Raw genomic sequence first — 19,999 nt, 5'->3', positions numbered from 1 at the left:
AGGTAGAAAATGCTTATGCCCTCTCGGGCCCCGCTCATCGCATCGCTCCTGAAACTGGGCGGATGTATCCGTACACAGCGTCTGATAAGGGGGTGTGCAGCGCGCTGCCCGGGGGTGCGGGACGTCCGCGGGCGCCCAGGCGGCTCCCCCTGCCCTCACACCGGGTCGATCACCGTGCGCGGGATGGGGGGCGGTGGCGAGCCCGGTCCGCGGGAAGGCGAGCCGGGCGGAGGTGTCGGCAGTGCCGTAGCGGGGCACGGGCGTGGACCCCGCCCGTCGGCAGGCGTGCGGGACGGGCTGCCCGCAGCCTCCGGAAGGGCGCCGAGGACGCGCCGGAGCGGGGGCCTGCCCGCGCCCCCGTCAGTTCGGTTCAGGAGGGCCGTCCGGATGACTGTGAGGACTGAGCAGGCCGTCCGGCGGGGGGCCGGGGGCGGGCAGCGGGTACCCGCTGCCCGCCGAACCGGCGGGGTAGGGGCGTCCGGACGCGTTCTCGGCGCACCGCACCAGGTAGACGGCGATCTCCCGGTGGGCGGCGAAGCCCTCGTTCCACAGATCGGCCAGCTCCCCGCCCGCCACCCGGCCCGACTCGCCCCGGTGGACGGCCTCGACGATGCGGTTGGACACGGCGGTGACGTGGTCGGCGAAGGACCGCGGGCGCGGGGAGCCGGTGCGCTCCGGATGGACGCGGACCGGGATCCGGTAGAACGCGCTCGTGAAGCCCTTCAGCTCCTCCCGCACCTGCGCCTCGTACTCGGCGGCGGACAGGCAGCGGCCTCCTTGCAGGCTCCCGAGGACGCGCTGGGCGTTGGTCCACCACGCACGGATCTCGGCCCTCGCCGTGGCCACGACCTCCGACGCCAGCGCCGCTTCGGCCCGGTCCGCCGCCGCGGCAGCCGCCGCCGCGTCATCCCGTCGTTTCGCACGTTGTACCAGGGAGGCGCCCGCGGCGCCGATGCCCGCTCCGCCCAGACCGCTCACCAGCGCGAGAATCGCCTCTGTCAACGCCATTCTGCGATGGTGGGGCCCCGCGGCCGGGGTGACAAGCCCGCCCCCGGCCCGCACGCGGTGGGGGCGGCCCGGCCGCGCCGGGGGCCGCCGCCCCCCCCTCAGCGGCAGAACGCCGTGTCCACCGCCGCCGTCGCCCGCGCGGCGCCCCTGCCGTCCGGTACGGCGGTGGCCGTGATGTTCACCGCGCGGCCGTCCGAGGTGACGCCGCCGTACGTGCTGAAGCCGGGAAGGGCGCCGCCGTGCCCCCAGTAACGGCCGCCGCAGCTCAGCGGGACGCTCTGGACGCCCAGGCCGTAGCGGGTGCCGGGGGCCGCGCCCTCGGCGTCGACGGGGACCGTCCTGCGCATCTCGGCGAGCTGGGCCGGGGCGAGGAGGCGGCCGGAGAAGAGCGCGCGGTAGAAGCGGTTGAGGTCGCTGTCGGTGGAGACCATGCCGCCCGCCGCCCACCCCCACGAGGGGTCCAGGTCGGTGTAGTCGCGCCAGGGGCCGTCGGCGGTGAGCCGGTGGTAGCCGTGCGGATGCCTGCCTCGTACGGTCATGTCGCCGGGGGCCGGGAGGTAGGTGTGCCGCAGGCCGGCGCGGTCGGTGATCCGCCTCCTGATCTCCTCGCCCAGCGGGCGTCCGGTGACCTTCTGTACGAGCAGCCCGGCGACGACGTAGTTGGTGTTGCTGTAGGCCCACCTCGTCCCCGGGGCGAAGTCGGCCGGGCGGTCGAGGGCGCGGTCGAGGAGTTCCCGGGGCTCGTAGTAGCGGCGCGGATCGGTGAGCACCGCCTGGCGGTCCAGGTACTCGGGGAGCCCGCTGGTGTGCTGGAGGAGCTGACGGACCGTGATGGCCCGGCCGTCGATGCCCTCGCCGCGCAGCAGGCCCGGGAGGTAGGCGTCCACCGGCCCGTCGAGGGCGACCTCGCCCTCGCCGACCAGCTGGAGCACGACCGTCGCGGTGAACGCCTTGGTGTTGCTGCCGATGCGGACGGAGCCGCCGCGGGGCACGGCGGAGCCGGTCGCCAGGTTGCCCGCGCCGGAGGTGTAGTGCCGCGCCCCGCCGTCGGCCTTCACGACGTGGGCGAGGGCGCCGGGGGCGACGCCGTCGCGGGTCAGGCCGTCCAACTGCCGCTGGACGGGGTCGGATGTACGGGCGGGGGGCGCCGCAGTGGCGGGGGCGGTGAGGAGACCCGCGGCGAGGGCGGCGAGCGCGGTCAGCGTGGCCGCGCGGAACGCGCTCCGGGTGGATGGGGATACGGACATGGGTGCTCCCTTGGGTCGGGTCGGTCGGATGGGTCGGTCGGGGGGCAGGTGGGCCGGGTCGGCCTGGAACGGCCGTTCGGGCAGGACGGGGACGGGGCGTGGGCGAGGAGGAGTCAGCCGACGGGCGGGAAGGGGTGCGGGGCGTGCTCCTTCGTGACGCCTGCGGGCGCGGCGGAGTGCGGGGCGTGCTCGGCCGGGGCGCCTGCGGGTGCGGCGGAATGCGCTGCGTACGCGTTCGGGGCGCCCGCGGGTGCGGCGGGCTCCGCGTGATCGGTGGGGACGCGGCGTCCGCCCGGGCGTACCGGCCACCAGATGCCGCGGCCGAGCAGCGCCGCCGCGGCCGGGACGAGCACGACCGACAGGACGAACGCCGAGAGCAGGATGCCGAGCCCCGTCGCGAAGCCGATCTGCTGGGTGGAGGCGTTCGAGCCGACGGCGAGGCTGCCGAAGGACGCGGCGAGGACGATGCCCGCGGTGGCGATGGCCGGTGCGGTGTGGCGTACGGCGCGGGCCACGGCGGTGCGGGCCGTGCGCGGGCCCTCCATCTCCTCGCGGAGGCGGTCGCTGATCAGGATGTTGTAGTCGGTGCCGATCGCGACGACGAAGAGGAACAGCACGAGCGGCAGGACGAAGTTGACGCCGGGCCCGTCGAGGGCGTGCTGGAAGACGAGGGTCGAGGCGCCGAGCGTGGCGGCGAAGCACAGCCCCACCGAGAGCAGCAGGACGACCGGGGCGAGCACGCTGCGCAGCAGCACGAGCAGGATCAGCGCGATCAGGCCGGCGGCCACGGGGAAGACGGTCCGCAGATCCTTGTCGACAGCGGTGGAGAGGTCCGCGAAGATCGCCGCCGTGCCGCCCACATGGGCTTCGAAACCCTTCGGGGTGTGGGCCGCGACGGTGTCGCGGACCGGCCCCGAGACCAGGTCGCGGGCCGCTTGCGTCTGGGAGCCGGACGTCAGGTAGAGGTCGATGCGGGCGGCGTCGCCCCGCTCGTTGAGGAGGGGGGCGCCCACCTCGCCGACACCTTCGAGCCGGGCCAGTTCGCCGGAGAGCGCGCCCAGGGACCGGGGGGTGACGCGGTCGCCCTGGGGGGCCGTGACGTAGACGGTGGCCGGGTCGGACACGCCGGCCGGGAGGGCGCGGGCGATCTCGGCGGCGGTGGCGGCGGCCCGGGTCTCCTGGGGGGTTCCGCCCTGGCCGAAGTCCATGCGGATGCCGGTCATCCCCACCGCGAGCGCGCCGAGCAGGGCGGTACCGGCGAGGAGGGCGGCCAGCGGCCTGCGGGACACGAGGTCGCCGACGCGCCCGGCGAGCCCGGGGCGCGGTGTGCGCTCCAGGGCGCGGGAGGGCCAGAACATGCGGCGGCCCGTGACCGCGAGGAGGGCGGGCATCAGCGTGAGGCTGGCGAGGAGCATGACGAGTACGGCCACGGCCACGGCGGGGCCGAGCACCTGGAACCCGCCGTAGGTCGCGATGCCCAGGGTGGCGAAGGCGGCCACGATGGTGAGGGCGGCGGAGGTGACGGCGGTGCCGACGCGGACCCCGACCTCGGCGGCGACGGCGCGCGGGGGCGCGTCGGGGCGCTCCCGCAGGAGTTCGCGGAAGCGGAAGAGCAGGAACAGGAAGTAGTCGACGCCGATGCCGATGAGAACGACGCTGATCATGCTGGGCGTCGACGTGTCGAGTGAGGTGCCGGTGAGCAGGGCGCCGCCGACGATGACGCCGGTCGCCGCGCCGCCCACGACGGTGACCGCGATCAGCGGGATGAGCGCGGCGCACACACTGCGGAACACCAGCACGTTCACCAGCACGATCAGGCCCAGCATCAGCATGCCGACGATGCGCTGGGTGGGCTCCTCGGCGTCGCGGGTGTCGACCTGGTCGGCGAGGCCGCCGGTGAACCCGGTCCGCAGGCGCACCTCGGCGAAGGCGTCCTCGGTCTGCTCGCGGAACTCCCGGAACAGGTTGTGCATGCCCGGGTCGACGGTGTTGCCCTCCAGGCGTACCGACAGCAGCGTGAAGGTGCGGTCCGGGGCGGTCATGCCCACGCTGACCTCGGGCGTCTGCGAGTAGTCCGTGACGAGGAAGGGGATCTGGTCGTCCGCCGTGGTCGGGGTGTCCCCCGGGTCCGGCATCGTCACGCGGCGGCCGCCCAGCTCCTTCGCCACCGACGCGATGGTCTTCCGGTCGGCGCCGGTCAGCGGCTCGCCGTCCGGCCTGCCGACCAGGACGGTGAGGGTGCCGCTGTCGGACGTCACGCCGAACTTCTCCTCGGCGGTCCGCAGGGCGGCGGCCGAGTCGTAGTCCTTCGGCAGGAAGTCGCCGGTCTGCGCCTGCATCGCGCGGGGCATCAGCGCTCCGGCGGCCACGGCGAGGAAGACGCCGATCACCGACCACAGGGCGATGACCTTCCAGGGATGGCGGGTCGAGAACCCGGACAGGGCACGGATCACAGCTTGCCTCCGGCAGAGAGGTGGAGAGGGGTTCCGCCGGGGATTCCGGCCTGCCTCCAGCACATCAGCGCAGACGGGGCGGAACGTCCGAGCGGGGAACGAGATGCGGGCTGGGAGCGGGGCGCCGCCCGGCCCCGGACCAGGACCCTGCTCCCGGACCGGTATCGTCCTGGGGCCCCACGACCTCGGCGGGAGCCCGGGGAGAATGGGGGGCCAGGCGCCCGGGAAGGGGCCGAGGAAGGAACACGATGCCCACCGCTCACGCCGAGCCCGCCGCGCGGCGCACCCCCGCGTTCCTCGGCGAGGCCCCGCCCTGGACCCGCGACGACGCCCTCGTCGCCGTCGGCGCGGCGGCCCTCGACCTCATCGGGTTCACCCTCAGCAGCCAGGACGCCCAGGGCTTCGTCCCCGTGGCCGGCTGTCTGCTGATGACGGTGTCCGGCCTGACGCTCCTCGCACGACGGCGGGCCCCGGTGCTCACGTTCGCCGCCGTCCTGGCCATCGGGCTCGCCGTCCATCTGAGCTGGCCGGTGGGCCAGGGCCTCAACGCCTCCATGATCGTCGCCCTCTACACCGTCGTACGGGCCAGGGGAGCCGCCGTGTACGTACCGGCGGTCCTGATGAGTGCGGTGCTGCCCCTGGCCGTGCGGCCGTCCTGGTCGCAGGGCTCCCTCCTGAAGCTGGCGGGGAACGGCGCGGCCGTGCTGTTCGTGATCGCCGCCGGGCTCGTGATGAACCGCTGGCGGCAGGAGGTCGAGGCGCACCGCAGGCTGCTCGCCGAGCGGGCCGTGGCCGACGAGCGCCGCCGTATCGCCCGCGAGATGCACGACATCGTCGCCCACCACGTCACCACGATGCAGCTGATGGCGGGCGGCGCCCGCGCCAACCTCGACCGGAACCCCGAGATCGCGCGGGACGCCCTCGTCACCCTGGAGGGACTGGGGCGCACCGCGCTGCACGAGATGCGGCAACTCCTCGACGTCCTGCGGGCCGAGGGCGAGACGCGGGAGGCCTCGACCGCCCCCCAGCCGGGGATCGCGGACCTGGAACGGATCGTCGCCGAGTCGTGCGCGGCCGGCCTGCCCACGGAGTTCGACGTGCGGGGAGCGCCCCGGCAACTGCCGGGGGGCATGCAGCTGACGGTGTTCCGTGTGGTGCAGGAGGCGCTGACCAACGCCCGCAAGCACGCGGGGAGCGGCGCCCGGGCACGCGTACGCCTCACGTACGGCGACCAGGAGACGACGGTGGACGTACGGGACGACGGAGAGGGGACGCCCGGCGGTTTCGCGCCCGCGCCCGGCTCCGGGTACGGCCTGATCGGCATGCGCGAACGCGTCGCGCTGCACGGCGGCTCCCTGTGGGCGGGCCGGGGCGAAGGACAGGGCTACCGGGTCACGGCCCGGTTGCCGCTGCCGAAGGACGAAGGGGCACTGCGGTGAGCGGGAAAACGGACGGCACGGGTGGGACGGACGGCACGGACGGCACGGGTGGGACGGGTGGGACGGGCATGGCGGGTGCGGCGGACGTGACGAGCACGGCGGAGGCGACGGACGCTGCGGGTGTGGCAGGGGCGGCGGACGTGGCGGGGGCGGCGGACCCCGCTCCCATCCGGGTACTGATCGCCGACGACCAACTCCTCGTACGCCGCGGCCTGGTGCTCATGCTCGGGCCCGAACCCGGCGTCGAGGTCGTCGGCGAGGCCGCCGACGGCGCACAGGCCGTGGAGCTCGCCCGGCGGCTGCGGCCCGACGTCGTCGTCATGGACATCCGCATGCCGGTCCTGGACGGCATCGCCGCCACCGAACAGCTCACCCGGCAGGCGCCGGACTGCCGGGTGCTCGCGCTCAGCACCTTCGACATGGACGAGCACGTGGTCGCCGCTCTGCGCGCGGGCGCCTGCGGTTTCCTGCCCAAGGACGTCTCGCCCGAGGAACTGGTCACGGCCCTGCGCGTGGTCCACACCGGCGAGGCGGTGGTCGCCCCGCGCCTGCTGACCCGTCTCATCTCCTCGTACGTGACGGCCCCGCGACGCCCGGCGCCGCCCACCGCCGGCTCCGGGCCGGCAGGCGTCCTGGACGAGCTGACGCCGCGCGAGCGCGAGGTGTGGCGGCTGATCGCCACCGGCCTGGACAACGCGGGGATCGCCGCGGAGATGTTCATCAGCCCGTCGACGGTGAAGAACCACATCACCGCGCTCTTCGCGAAGCTCCAGGTCCGCGACCGGGCGCAGGCGGTGATCGCCGCGTACGAGGCGGGCCTGATCACGGCGGGCGAGCGCGGCTGAGACGCGTGGCTGACGAGGACGGTCGGCGGGGGCCGTTCCGCTCCCTCGCGGGAGGCGGTGCGCTCAGCCGACGCCGGGGAGGTAGCGGGGCGCCCTGCGGACCTGCGTCGCCTGCTCGAAGGCGTACGCGTAGCCGAGGAGCGCCGCGTCGCTCGCCTTCGTACCGAGGAAGGTCACACCGAGCGGAAGCCCCTTGGCGGTGTACCCGGCGGGGACGCTGATCTGGGGGTAGCCGGCGGCGGCGGAACCGATGGTCGTGTCGGCGAACGGGCCGGCGTCCCCGTCCCCGGCCTGGTGATCGGCGGGCGGCGCGGGCAGGGCGGTGGGGGTGACGATCGCGTCCAGCTTCTTCGCCTCCAGCACGTCGTCGATCGAGCGGCGGGCGAGCGCGGTGGCGGCGGCCCGGTGCGCCCGGTAGTCCGGGTCCTCCAGGCCGACGCCGTTCTTCTGCGCCTCGGTGAAGTACATCTGCCCGAACCAGTCCATCCGCTCCACGGCGCGGTGCTTCTCGTTGTACGCGATGAGACCGGCCAGGCTCTTCGGGTGGGAGCCGGGCGTCGCGGCGAGGTAGGCGTTGATGCCGTGCTTGAACTCGGAGAGCAGGGCCGGCAGGAGGTGGCCCGGCAGTTCCTCCGGTTCGGCCACGTCGGCGCCCTCCACGACGGTCGCGCCCAGCGCCCGCAGCTCGCGTACGGTCGCCTCGAAGACGCGGTCGACGTCACGGTCCACGCCGGTGTGCCCCGCGCGCCAGACGCCGATGCGCTTGCCCCGGAGCGCCTCCGCGTCCAGAACGGACCCGATGTCCGCCGGCAGGGATCCCCCGGTGCCGGTGCCGGTGGCGGGGTCGGCGGGGTCGGCGCCGCTTATCACGGACAGGGTGAGTGCGGCGTCGGTGACGTTGCGGGCCAGGGGCCCGGGGGTGTCGTGACGGGAGGAGATCGGCACGATGCCGGTCCTGCTGGCCACTCCCAGGGTGGGGCGCACACCGACGGTGGACGTCAGGGCCGCCGGGTCGACGATGGAACCTGCGGTGTCGGTGCCGAGCGTCACGGTGGCCAGGTTCGCGGCAGCGGCGGCGGCCGAACCGCTGGAGGACCCGGCGGCGCTGCGGTCCAGGACGTACGGGTTCCGGGTCAGCCCCCCGAGCGCGCTCCAGCCCGCGACGGCGTACGGGTCGCGGAAGTTGGCCCACTCCGTCATGTTCGCCTTGCCGAGGATCACGGCTCCGGCCGCGCGCAGCCGCCTCACCACTTCCGCGTCCCGGCTCGGCCGCGCGCCGAGGAGCGCGGCCGAACCGGCCGTGGTGGGCTGGCGGTCGGCGGTGTCCATGTTCTCCTTCAGCAGCACCGGGATGCCTTCCAGCGGCCCCCGCGCCCCGTGTGCGCGGCGTCTGCGGTCGCTGTCGCGGGCGATGGGCCTCGCGTCGGGGTTGACCGTGACCACGGCCTTGAGCCGGGGGTTCAGTGCGTGGATCCGCCTGAGGTACAGGCCGGTGAGCTGCTGCGATGTGAACTGTTCGCGGTCCATGGCCCGTTGGATGTCAGGGATGGTCATCTGCTCCAGGTGGGCCGCCCGCACCATGGCGGGCCGGTGTTCTGCTCGGATGTTCTGCGTGGCCTGCGCTGCCGGGGAGGCGGTCAGACCGGTCGCGGCGGCGACCGCCACGGCGCAGCGCAGCGTGGTCCGGATGGTCGGTTTCACAGGGGCTCCTTGCTCGCGGACGCGCGGCTTCCATGCTGTCGGTGCTGGTCGGCGACGCGTCGTACGACTTCGTGGAGCAGGAACAGTAGGTTCGGCGAGGTGGCCTCCGGCAGTGAGCAGGCTCCTGGTTCATCCGGCTCGTTCCGGGACTTCCGAGGGAGGCGCGGGTAGGAGCCAGGTCCGGCCCGGGTGGCGCAGGTCCTGCCCCGGTGGCGCAGGTCCGGCCGCGTCCGCCCAGGTCCGGCCGCGGCGGCGCCGCACGCTCATGGTGGGGTTCTCCCCCGTGTGTTCGGTCCCGCTGGCCGGACCTCGGAGAGGCATGCGGGCCGGATGGTCCGGGCCCTCCCGATCGCGGAGGCTGAGTAGGTCGCACATGCTCATCGATCGGAGAACCAGTGCTCAGCTCGTATTCCTCACGCCGCACGTTGGCGCGCACCGCCGCAGGCGTCCTGGCCGCGGCGGCCTGCGCCGCCATGATGACCGGGCCCGCGGAGGCCATCGTCAACGGCGAGGACTCCACGCAGCGTTACCCGTCCATGGTGTCGATCCCCGTGACGGGTGCGGACGACGCCACGTTCAAGGGCGTCTGCGGGGGAGCGCTGATCGACCGACGATGGGTGCTCACCGCCGCGCACTGCGTGGACCCGGCGCTGGTCACCCTGGACGGCACCGTCCGGGTCGGCAGCGCGTGGAAGGACTCCGGGGGCACGGTCCGGTCCATCGCGAAGACGGTGTCCCACCCCGGCTACGAGAACGGTGAGGACACCGGACCCAACCGCAACGACGTCGCCCTGATCCGCCTGGACCGGCCGGTCGCGGAGAAGCCCGTCCGCATCGCCGACCGCCCCGGCCGCCCCGGCACCCCGACGCGGATCCTGGGCTTCGGCAGGACCGACGACGCCCCCGACGCCCCCTGGTCCTTCCCCGACCGGCTCCAGCAGCTCGACACCCGCCGGGGCGCGGTCTCCGACTGCGCGCCGGGATACGCGGACAGCACCCGCCTGTGCACCACCAGCCAGGTGCCCCGCGCCATGGCGTGCAACGGCGACTCGGGCGGCCCGCAGCTCCAGCGGAACCGGGCGGGGCGCTGGGAACTCATCGGCGTCACCTCGGGCCCCGGAGCGCCGGGCGTGCGCTGCAGCGAAGGACCGGGGCTCTACTCCAGCGCCCCCGCCCACGCGGGCTGGATCCACCGGACAATAGGCCGCCACAGCTGATCCGGGACGCCGCCGCGGGGGGCCGCCGCGCCGAACGGCGGGTGGAGCGGCCCCCCGCTCCGGACCTCCTCCGCAGCCTTCGTACAGGTGAGCGGGCCCCTCACTCGAAGGTGGTTTTCCTCCCTCGGATGCCCGGTGTGTCGGGATGCTGTGAGCAGGGCGCGTGACCTACGGCGCCGACGTGCTGGGGTGGGGAGCGGTATGACGCGAGAAGCGGGACGTGGCGGAACACCCGAAGAACGGGCAGTCCTGCTCGTGGCGGGTGCGGCCGATCTGGCGGTGAGCGCGATCGGGTCGGCCCTGGGCGCGGTGCGGGGGCTGCTGCGCCGCTCCGACGCCGCCGAGCTGGCGGCGGAGGCCGAGCACGAGCTGATGGCGCGCGGGCGCCTGGTGCTGGACCGGTACGCGGCCCCGCCCCCCGCCCATCTGGAGCTCCTCGCCCGGCAGGCCGTCGCGCGACGGGCCGCCGATGACGCCTGACCGGTGGGACGCGGCCACCTTCAAGAGCCGGGTCGACGAGGTGCTGCACCCGTTCGTCGCCCGGGAAGCCGACCTGTTCGCGGAGATCGACCCCTCCCTCGCCCCGGTCGCCGCCCAGGTGGAGGCGGCCGTCGCGGACGGCAAACGGCTGCGGGCCGCGTTCTGCTACTGGGGCTGGCGGGCGGCGGGGCAGCCGGACAGCGCCGCGCTGCTGCGGGCGGCCGCCTCCCTGGAGCTGGTCCATGCCGCCGCGGTCGTGCACGACGACCTCATCGACGACAGCGCTCTGCGGCACGGCCGCCCCACCGCGCACATCGCTCTGCGCGGGGCCGTGCGCCGGCGCCCCCGTTCCGCTGCCGCCGCCAGGTCGTTGGCGATGCTGGTCGGGGACCTGCTGATGGGGCTGGCCGGGCAGTTGTTCGCCACCAGCGGCCTGCCCGCCGCCTACCTGGGCCGGGCCCGCCCCCTGTGGTCGGTCCTGGGGCGGGAGCTGATCGCGGGCGAGTGCCTGGAGATCCTGCGCACCGGGGCCGAGCCGGACACCGAAGCATCCTTGCAGGTGATCCGGTACAAGACCGCCAAGTACACCGTGGAACAACCTCTGTTGATCGGCGGTGCGCTGGCCGGGGCCGGCAGGCGGCTGCGCGAGGGCTACTCCGCCTTCGGCCTGCCCCTGGGCGAGGCGTTCCAGCTCAGGGACGATCTGCTCGGGCTGTTCGGAGACCCCGGGCGCACCGGCAAGGCCAACGCGGACGACGTGTGCGGCCAGCGGCCCACGGCGCTGCTGGCGGAGACCTGGCGCCTGGCCGGTGACGACGACCGGAGCCTGCTCCGGGACCACCTGGGCCGACGCGGTCTCGACGAGGACGGGCTGCGTGCGGTGCGTGAGGTGATGTGGCGGCTCAAGACCCCCGCTCTCGTCGAAGACATGATCACGGCGCGGGTCGAGGAGGCCCTCGGCGCCCTCCACGAGCTGGACGTGCCGGCCGGCGCGTCCGACGCCCTGAGCGCGCTGGCCGACTCGGCGGCCGTCCGGCTGTCCTGACCCCGCCCGCTCCCCGCCCCAGGACCCCGACCCGTCCGCCGCTCACGCCCCGAGGACCCCGAGGACAAGGAACCACGCCATGAACTACACCGAGGCTTCGATGGACGCCCTGCGGGAGGGCGGCGACGAACTGGCCGACGCGACCGTCGCGGCGCTCTTCGAGAGGGGGGAGGTGGGCAAGTTCAACACCCTGATGCGCTATGTCTCCACCGCGGGCGCCCCCCTCCCGGACGGACTGCCCGACGTCGCCCGGGAGTACCTGCGGGCGACGAGCGCACCGCCGGACTGGGTCGACTGGGAGGTGATGGAGAAGGCCCGGCTGTTCTTCATCGACAACAACGTCCACATCTCCACAGCCCTCTCGTTCGCCTCCATGCCGGCCTGCTACGTGGTCCCGCACGTGGCGAAGCTGCTCTCGGCCACCCACGGACTGGATTACCCCTCCAAACGCATGGCGGAGACCGGCCAGTTCACCGTCTACCTGATGCGGCCCGACGCCTTCGAGGCCGGTGGCCGCTTCCTCCCCGCCGCCCAGAAGGTCCGGCTCCTGCACGCCTCCATCCGCCACCACCTCCAGCGCGAGAACCGCTGGGACACCGGCGCGCTGGGGACGCCGATCTGCCAGGAGGACATGATCGGCGGGCAGATGTTCTTCTCGCTCCTCGTCCTCGACAGCCTGCACCGGCTCGGCATCCACATGTCCCAGGAGGGCGCGGAGTCCTACTACTACGCCTGGCGCGTGGTCGGCGCGATGCTGGGCGTCAGCCAGGAAGCCGCGCCCCGGTCCCTGGAGGACGCCCGCGCCTTCCTCGACCTGTACATGATCCGGCACATGGGGCCCTCCGAGGAGGGCGCGTCGCTCACCCGGCAGCTCATCGACCTCTACGAGGAGGTCGTGCCCGGGACCTTCTTCGACCCGATCGTCTCCGCGCTCATCCGCCACCTCACCGGCGACACCTGTGCCGACTGGCTGCGGGTGCCCCGCACCTCCTGGGACACCGTCGTCAAGGCCGTGCCCCATCTCCTCGGCGTCCTGGAGACGATCGAGGACCGCTCCCCCCTGGGCGCCCGAGCGCTGGACCGGCTCGGTCACCTCACCACCCTGCTCGAACTGTCCTCGCTCACCCGGGGACGCGTCATGCACTACGCCATCCCCGAACAGCTCAAAAAGGAGTACGACGTGCCCTCCGCCTCCCCCCGCCTCCACCGCTGGCGCCCGCCCGCCGCCACCGTCCCCCTCTGACCGCCGACCGGCGGTTCTGTACGGGGCGGGGGTCGCGACCCCACCGGGCCGGGGCGGAACGTTCCCCCGGCCGGGTGAGGTTGCGGCCCCCGCCCGCCGTGTCGGAGCCCCCTCGCGCGAGGGGGCGCTTTCAGTGGGCGGAAGGAACCAGTGTGATCAACTGCAAATGCCACCAGTTACATATCATCCGGTCCATTCCGGTACGGGGTGGTCCGGGCCGGCCCCGGAGGTATCAGCCATGTCCCACGTCGGCGTCCCGCGCGGGACGGTTCGCAAGCGCCGCACGCTCGCGCTCCTCACGGCGGGGGTGCTCACGATCCCGGTGCTGGCGGGCTGCGGTTCCGGCGACGAGGAGGCGCCCCGGGGCGTGCCCCAGGACATCGGGGCCGCCGCCCGCCCGGCGGTCGCCGACGGTTCCACCGTGAACTGGGCGATCGACGCGCTGCCCGCCACCTTCAACGCGTTCCAGGCGGACGCGGACAGCGCCACCGCCCGGGTCACCGAAGCCCTGCTGCCGACCCTCTTCCCCATGGACGGGAACGGGCGGCCGAAGCTCAACCCGGACTACCTGGAATCCGCGAAGATCATCGAGCGCGAGCCGAAGCAGGTCGTGCTCTACAAGCTCAACCAGCAGGCGGTGTGGAGCGACGGCCGCGAGATCGGCGCCCCCGACTTCGTCGCCCAGTGGCGGGCCCTGAGGGGCAAGGACTCCGCGTTCTGGACCGCCCGCAACTCCGGCTACGAGCGGATCGAGAAGATCGAGCGCGGCGCGGACGACCTCCAGGTGCGGGTCACCTTCTCCAAGCCGTACGCCGACTGGCGCTCGCTGTTCTCGCCGTTGTACCCGAAGGAGATCACCGGCTCGCCGGAGACCTTCAACGACGGCGCGCGCACCACCCTCAAGAACACCGCCGGGCCCTTCCTCCTGCGCGGCGTCAGCAAGGCCGAGGGCACCGTCACCCTCGCCCGCAACCCGCGCTGGTGGGGCGACAAGGCCAAGCTCGACACCCTCGTCTTCCGGGCGGTCGCCCCCGAGGACCGTACGAAGGCCCTCGCGGACGGCACGGTGGACGTCGCCGACATCGACCCGTCCACCGCCCAGCGCATCACGCTCGCCCGCCGCGACCGGGGCGGCGACGGGCCGCCGTCCGCCCACGGTCCGGGCGCCGGGATCTCGCCCGCCGCCGCCCTGCGCTCCTATGCCGTGGCGCACGGCAGCGACGAGAAGGCCGCCGAGATCGAGCAGGCCGCGCGGGCGAAGAACCGCAAGGCCGCCCTCGCGTACGCCGCCGAGCAGAAGGCCCTGCGCGCCTACGCCGTACGCAAGTCCCTGGAGCCCGCCTACACCCAGCTCGCGCTGAACGGCGAGTCCGGACCGCTCGCCGACGACCGGGTCCGGCGCGCGGTGGCCCGTGCCCTGGACCGCCAGGAGCTGGCGCGGACGGTGCTGGGGCCGCTGGGACTGCCGGCGAAGCCGCTCGGCAGTCATCTCGCCCTCGCGGGCCAGCCCGGGTACAAGGACGGCAGCGGGGCGCTCGGCGAGCAGAACACCGAGGAGGCCCAGGCCCTGCTGGCGGACGCGGGCTGGACCCGGGGCGGCGCGGTCCAGCCGCCCAAGGACACCAAGGCCGGCAGCGAGGCGGAGAAGAAGAAGGGCGACGCCGAGGCCGACGCGGAGAAGGACGCCGGCCGGGAGGAGGACGCCACGGCCGACAAGGACAAGGGGAAGGAGGAGGAAGCCGAGAAGGGCGAGAAGGGCGACAGGGAGGCGGAGAAGGGCGGGCGGGACACCGAGAAAGCAGACCAGGCCGACCAGGCCGACCAGGCCGCCGACCGGGGCGAGGAGGACACCGCGGCCTCCCGCGACGAGGGCCTCTACATCGTCGGCGAGGACGGCAAGCCCGGCGCGCACGCCCCGGCGCACGCCCCCGCCGCCACGAGCGGCACGTCCGCCGTCCACGTCCTCGCCCCCGCCCGGCACGCCGCCGTCCAGAGCGCCGCGCTGCGCCGCCAGGCCGCCGTGGCGCTCGGCGAGGACGGTTCCGTCGCCGCCCGGGACAAGCAGCCCGGAGGAGCCGCCGGAGCGTACGCCCCCGTCGGCACCGCCGCCCCCGCGCCCGCCGCGGCCAAGGGGCGGCTCGGCAAGGACGGCAAGGCGCTGACCCTGCGCTTCGTGCTCCCCTCCGGTCCCGGTTCCCAGACGCTGCGCAGCGTCGGTGACAAGATCGCGGCCATGCTGGAGAAGATCGGCATCGGCACCGAGATCACCAAGGTTCCCGACGAGAGCTACTTCAAGGACCACATCGCCTCCGGCGTGTACGACCTGGCGCTCTACTCGTGGCCCGCCACCGCCTACCCGGCCACGGACGGACGCCCCATCTACGCCAAGCCGGAGCCCGCCACCGACGGGTCGCTCCTGGTGGAGCAGAACTACACCCGGGTCGGCACCGACCACATCGACCAGCTCTTCGACCGGGCCGCCGCCGAGCTGGACGAGAACGCCGCGCGGGAGCTGATGAAGCAGGCCGACGCCCGGATCTGGGCCGCCGCCGGGTCGATTCCGCTCTACCAGCGCCCGCAGCTCGTCGCCGTCGACAAGAAGCTCGCGAACGTCGGGGCGTTCGGGTTCGCGGCCCCCCGGTACCAGGACATCGGGTTCAAGAACCGGCAAGCCGCAGGTTCCTCCGCAGACCGCAAGAAGTAGCGGTCAAATACCACACCCGCACGCCGCGAAGCTCAGATGCACCTCAAAACTCTTGCCCGCCGGTTCCGCCGGCGGGCAGGGTGGTGTCTGCCCTGACCCGGGCCGTTCGTCGCTTCACCGCACCTCACCCCCCACAGCTCCGCCCGCGTTCCGGCCGCCTCGTCGGCCCGGCAGTTCCTTGACACCGGCTGAATATCGCCTGAATCACACGGGAAGACCGCCTTCGCGGATCGGCTCGGGAAGCCCAGTGGCCCCGGGGCCCGTACGATGGTACGAGCCGTGGCGTGCCGCCCGGCGGGCGTACGAGGACTCGAAGACCGACTGAGACGCCTGATCCCACGATCCGAGAGAAGCGCAAGCCACCCATGCCCACGCGCCACGACATCCGTAACGTAGCCATCGTCGCCCACGTCGACCACGGCAAGACCACGCTGGTCGACGCCATGCTCAAGCAGGCCGGCTCCTTCGCCGCACACGCTGCCGAGTCGCTCGACGACCGCATGATGGACTCGAACGACCTGGAGCGTGAGAAGGGCATCACGATCCTCGCCAAGAACACGGCGGTGAAGTATCACCCCAAGGACGGCGGGGATCCGATCACGATCAACATCATCGACACCCCCGGCCACGCCGACTTCGGTGGCGAGGTCGAGCGTGGTCTGTCGATGGTGGACGCCGTCGTGCTGCTCGTCGACGCCTCCGAGGGCCCGCTGCCCCAGACCCGCTTCGTCCTGCGCAAGGCGCTGTCCGCGCGGATGCCGGTCATCCTCTGCATCAACAAGACGGACCGCCCCGACTCCCGGATCGCCGAGGTCGTCGACGAGACGTACGACCTCTTCCTGGACCTGGACGCGGACGAGGACCAGATCGAGTTCCCGATCGTCTACGCCTGCGCCCGTGACGGCGTGGCCTCGCTGACCAAGCCCGAGGACGGCACCGTCCCGCAGGACAGCGACAGCCTGGAGCCGTTCTTCAACACGATCCTGGCGCACGTCCCGGCCCCCGAGTTCGACGCGGAAGCGCCGCTCCAGGCTCACGTCACCAACCTGGACGCCGACAACTTCCTCGGCCGCATCGCGCTCTGCCGCGTCGAGCAGGGCGAGCTGCGCAAGGGCCAGACCGTCACCTGGATCAAGCGCGACGGCACCATGTCCAACGTCCGCATCACCGAGCTGCTGATGACCGAGGCGCTCACCCGCAAGCCGGCCGAGGTGGCGGGCCCCGGCGACATCTGCGCCATCGCCGGTATCCCGGACATCATGATCGGCGAGACCCTGGCCGACCCGGAGAACCCGATCGCGCTGCCGCTGATCACGGTCGACGAGCCGGCCATCTCCATGACCATCGGCACCAACACCTCGCCGCTCGTCGGCAAGGGGGGCAAGGGCCACAAGGTCACCGCCCGCCAGGTGAAGGACCGCCTCGACCGCGAGCTGATCGGCAACGTCTCGCTCCGCGTCCTGGACACCGAGCGCCCCGACGCCTGGGAGGTCCAGGGCCGCGGCGAGCTGGCGCTCGCCATCCTGGTGGAGCAGATGCGCCGCGAGGGCTTCGAGCTGACCGTCGGCAAGCCCGAGGTCGTCACCAAGCAGATCGACGGCAAGACGTACGAGCCGATCGAGCGCATGACGATCGACTCGCCCGAGGAGCACCTGGGCGCCATCACCCAGCTCATGGCGACCCGCAAGGGCCGCATGGAGACCATGACGAACCACGGCTCCGGCTGGGTCCGCATGGAGTGGATCGTCCCGTCCCGCGGCCTCATCGGCTTCCGTACGGAGTTCCTGACCCAGACCCGCGGCACCGGCATCGCGCACTCGATCTTCGAGGGCCACGAGCCGTGGTTCGGCGAGCTGCGCACCCGTCACAACGGTTCGCTGGTCGCGGACCGCGCGGGCTCGGTCACGCCGTTCGCGATGGTCAACCTCCAGGAGCGCGGTGTCATCTTCACCGAGGCCGGCACCGAGGTGTACGAGGGCATGATCATCGGCGAGAACTCCCGCGCCGACGACATGGACGTCAACATCACCAAGGAGAAGAAGCTCACCAACATGCGTGCGGCCTCCGCGGACACCACCGAGAACGTGGTCCCGGCCCGCAAGCTGTCGCTGGAGCAGTCCCTGGAGTTCTGCCGCGAGGACGAGTGCATCGAGGTGACCCCGGAGACCGTGCGCATCCGCAAGGTCGTCCTGGACCAGCGCGAGCGCAGCCGCGCCGCTTCCCGCGCCAAGAACGGCTGACACCCTCCCCAGGGCCCCGCGGCCCGGTTTGCCGCGCCGCGGGGGAGCCGGGGGTGCCGTACGAGCTGAGACGCCGATGTACGGCCCCGCCCACAGTCGAGAACCGCCCGGACGCCCCTGAGGGCGTCCGGGCGGTTCTGGCAGGGCCCCGGGGAGGTCCTGCGGGCGGCTTCCCGGTCTCGGAGCCGTACGCTCCGTATGCGAAGGCCCCCCGCGCGCCCCGGCGTCCCGGCGGACGCCGCGTCAGCCCGGGCATTGACAGAAGGCCCGGCCCGCCACGGACACTGTGGTGGGCCGGGCCTTCGTCAATCGCTTTTCCTGACCGTGGTGTCCGGATATCGGGGGTCGCTCTCCGGAACATGTGTTAACAGTCCGTTTCGGGCGTGTCTGTCTGGGATCACTTTGTCCGGATTTCGGGCACACGGGCGGGTCTGATGTTGTCAAACCGAGACCCTTTAAGTGTGGTTTACAGCCCGGTCGTACTCAATAGTTGGCTCCATTGAGCTCGGGTCAATGGGTCACGCACTGTGGGGAGTGCCGACTCACGAGCACACTCGGGGCACTGAACGATCACCGTCAGGGGTGTCGGTGAATCTCTCCAGTGCCCTTCTTGTAGTCAAAAGTGGACTCATGAGGAGGAAACCCATGCGCGGTGCCAAGAGCGCCAAGTGGGTCGCGGGAGCGGCCGTCATCGCCCTGGCCGCGACTGCCTGTGGCGGCGGCGACAGTGGTAGCGACAAGAAGAACACGTCGGGCCAGCCCGCCGGGTACGTCTCGATCGACGTCGGTGAGCCCCAGAAGCCTCTGATGCCGGCCGACACGAACGAGAGCAACGGCTCCTACGTCATCCAGTCGCTGTTCACGCAGCTGCTGGACTTCGACGACAAGGGCGAGATCGTTCTCACGAACGCCGAGTCCGTCGAGACCGAGGACTCCAAGACCTGGACGGTCAAGCTCAAGGCCGGCTGGAAGTTCCACAACGGCGAGGCCGTGACCGCGCAGTCGTACATCGACGCGTGGAACTGGTACGCCAACGTGAAGAACGCCCAGCAGAACGCGTTCTGGTTCTCCGACATCAAGGGCTACGCGGACGTCCACCCGGAGAAGGGTGACCCGAAGAGCGACAAGATGTCCGGCCTGAAGGCCGTGGACGACACCACGTTCACGATCGAGCTGACCGACAAGGTCCCGTACTTCAACTACAAGCTCGGCTACGCGACCTTCGCGCCGCTGCCCAAGGTCTTCTACGACGACCCGAAGGCGTTCGGCCAGAAGCCGATCGGCAACGGCCCGTACACGTTCGAGAAGTGGACCCACAAGAAGCTCATCCAGGTCAAGGCCTGGCCCGAGTACCAGGGTCCGAACAAGGCTGCCAACAAGGGCATCCAGTTCAAGAACTACTCGACCGTCGAGGCCGCGTACTCCGACGTCATCTCCGGCAACCTGGACATGATCCGCCAGGTCGGCCCGCGTGACCTCCCGAAGTACAAGACGGACCTCGGTGACGGCGCGATCGACCAGCCGTACGCCGCGATCCAGACGCTGACCCCGGCGTTCTACTCGAAGACGTTCAAGGACATCGACCCCAAGGTCCTCCAGGGCCTGTCCATGGCGATCGACCGTGAGACCATCACGAAGACCGTCCTGAACGGCACCCGCATCCCGGCGACGAGCTTCACGCCCCCGCAGGTCAAGGGCAACCAGACGCTCGACTCGGACGTCCTGAAGTTCAACCCCGCCAAGGCCAAGGAGCTCATCAAGGCCGGCGGCGGCGTCCCGGAGAACAAGTTCACCATCCAGTACAACGCCGACGGTGGGCACAAGGAGTGGGTGACCGCTGTCTGCGAGTCCATCCGCAACGCCACCGGGGTCGACTGCGTGGGCGACGCCAAGCCGGACTTCCCGACCGACCTCGAAGCGCGTGACAACGACGAGGTCAAGGGCTTCTACCGCGGTGGCTGGGTGGCCGACTACCCCGTCAACGTGAACTTCCTCAAGGAGCTCTACCACTCCAAGGCGGAGTCGAACAACGGTCGCTTCAACGACAAGGAGATCGACGACCTGATGGCGAAGGGCGACAAGGCCGACTCCCTGGAGGAGTCCGTCGCCGCCTACCAGGAGGTCGAGAAGAAGCTGGTCGACAAGATGCCGGCCATCCCGCTCTGGTACTACGCCATCAACGGCGGCCACGGAAAGAACGTCGACAACGTCAAGGTCGACTTCCACGGTGACCTCGAACTGACCGGCGTCACCACCAAGTAACGCCTGCGGGTCATTCCCCAACTGGCCGTCATCCGCCCGTGCTGCCCCTCAGCACGGCCGGAGGCGCGGGGGTCGCCTCTGCGAAGAGGCGGCCCCCGCGCCGCAGTTATCCCCA

Annotated in this window: 13 protein-coding genes; 9 read left to right on the top strand and 4 right to left on the bottom strand. The window is 72.3% G+C overall.

Annotation, left to right across the window (positions count from 1 at the left end):
• Nucleotides 1-360: 360 nt before the first annotated feature.
• The 3 genes from AMK24_RS01865 to AMK24_RS01855 all read right to left on the bottom strand — a co-directional run bounded on the left by AMK24_RS01865 (nt 361) and on the right by AMK24_RS01855 (nt 4,708).
• On the bottom strand, nt 361-1,008 hold the full coding sequence (locus tag AMK24_RS01865; RefSeq protein WP_143203683.1) for a hypothetical protein: 648 nt from the start codon (nt 1,006-1,008) through the stop codon (nt 361-363).
• A 98-nt stretch (nt 1,009-1,106) separates the two neighbouring features.
• Nucleotides 1,107-2,255, bottom strand: a complete 1,149-nt coding sequence (locus tag AMK24_RS01860) for a serine hydrolase domain-containing protein (RefSeq protein WP_073764256.1) — start codon at nt 2,253-2,255, stop codon at nt 1,107-1,109.
• Between the two features lie 113 nt (nt 2,256-2,368).
• Entirely contained in the window at nt 2,369-4,708 is a 2,340-nt protein-coding gene (locus AMK24_RS01855; protein WP_073764254.1) for an MMPL family transporter, read from the bottom strand.
• Between the two features lie 248 nt (nt 4,709-4,956).
• Here AMK24_RS01855 and AMK24_RS01850 point away from each other — a divergent pair, with 248 nt between their 5' ends.
• Nucleotides 4,957-6,147: a sensor histidine kinase gene (locus tag AMK24_RS01850; protein ID WP_073764252.1), complete on the top strand. Its 1,191-nt coding sequence runs from the start codon at nt 4,957-4,959 to the stop codon at nt 6,145-6,147.
• 68 nt (nt 6,148-6,215) lie between these two features.
• Nucleotides 6,216-6,992, top strand: a complete 777-nt coding sequence (locus AMK24_RS01845; protein WP_073764250.1) for a response regulator — start codon at nt 6,216-6,218, stop codon at nt 6,990-6,992.
• A 63-nt stretch (nt 6,993-7,055) separates the two neighbouring features.
• Here the strand turns inward: AMK24_RS01845 and AMK24_RS01840 are convergent, their stop codons facing one another.
• Nucleotides 7,056-8,693 carry an amidase gene (locus tag AMK24_RS01840; protein WP_073764248.1) on the bottom strand — a complete coding sequence of 546 codons (1,638 nt, stop codon included), beginning with the start codon at nt 8,691-8,693 and terminating at the stop codon, nt 7,056-7,058.
• Between the two features lie 395 nt (nt 8,694-9,088).
• Here AMK24_RS01840 and AMK24_RS01835 point away from each other — a divergent pair, with 395 nt between their 5' ends.
• The 7 genes from AMK24_RS01835 to AMK24_RS01805 all read left to right on the top strand — a co-directional run bounded on the left by AMK24_RS01835 (nt 9,089) and on the right by AMK24_RS01805 (nt 19,884).
• Nucleotides 9,089-9,910 carry a S1 family peptidase gene (locus tag AMK24_RS01835; RefSeq protein WP_073764246.1) on the top strand — a complete coding sequence of 274 codons (822 nt, stop codon included), beginning with the start codon at nt 9,089-9,091 and terminating at the stop codon, nt 9,908-9,910.
• 201 nt (nt 9,911-10,111) lie between these two features.
• Nucleotides 10,112-10,390: a polyprenyl synthetase gene (locus tag AMK24_RS01830; RefSeq protein ID WP_073764244.1), complete on the top strand. Its 279-nt coding sequence runs from the start codon at nt 10,112-10,114 to the stop codon at nt 10,388-10,390.
• Nucleotides 10,380-11,435 (top strand): polyprenyl synthetase family protein, encoded by a 1,056-nt coding sequence (locus AMK24_RS01825; protein ID WP_073764242.1) that lies wholly within the window; start codon nt 10,380-10,382, stop codon nt 11,433-11,435. The genes AMK24_RS01830 and AMK24_RS01825 overlap by 11 nt, the downstream gene beginning before the upstream one ends.
• 79 nt (nt 11,436-11,514) lie before the next feature.
• On the top strand, nt 11,515-12,678 hold the full coding sequence (locus tag AMK24_RS01820; protein WP_073764240.1) for an oxygenase MpaB family protein: 1,164 nt from the start codon (nt 11,515-11,517) through the stop codon (nt 12,676-12,678).
• Between the two features lie 238 nt (nt 12,679-12,916).
• A complete protein-coding gene (locus AMK24_RS01815) occupies nt 12,917-15,382 on the top strand; it encodes an ABC transporter family substrate-binding protein (protein WP_073764238.1) in 2,466 nt (821 codons plus the stop codon).
• A 365-nt stretch (nt 15,383-15,747) separates the two neighbouring features.
• Nucleotides 15,748-17,622, top strand: coding sequence for a translational GTPase TypA (gene typA / locus AMK24_RS01810; protein WP_073764236.1), 1,875 nt, complete (start codon nt 15,748-15,750; stop codon nt 17,620-17,622).
• Nucleotides 17,623-18,267: 645 nt separating this feature from the next.
• On the top strand, nt 18,268-19,884 hold the full coding sequence (locus tag AMK24_RS01805) for a peptide ABC transporter substrate-binding protein (protein ID WP_073764234.1): 1,617 nt from the start codon (nt 18,268-18,270) through the stop codon (nt 19,882-19,884).
• Nucleotides 19,885-19,999 lie beyond the last annotated feature (115 nt).

The organism is Streptomyces sp. CB02366 (genome assembly GCF_001905905.1).
GTDB lineage: Bacteria > Actinomycetota > Actinomycetes > Streptomycetales > Streptomycetaceae > Streptomyces.
Note: the sequence above shows the minus strand (reverse complement) of the source record. Positions and strands in the feature narration are given on the sequence as shown.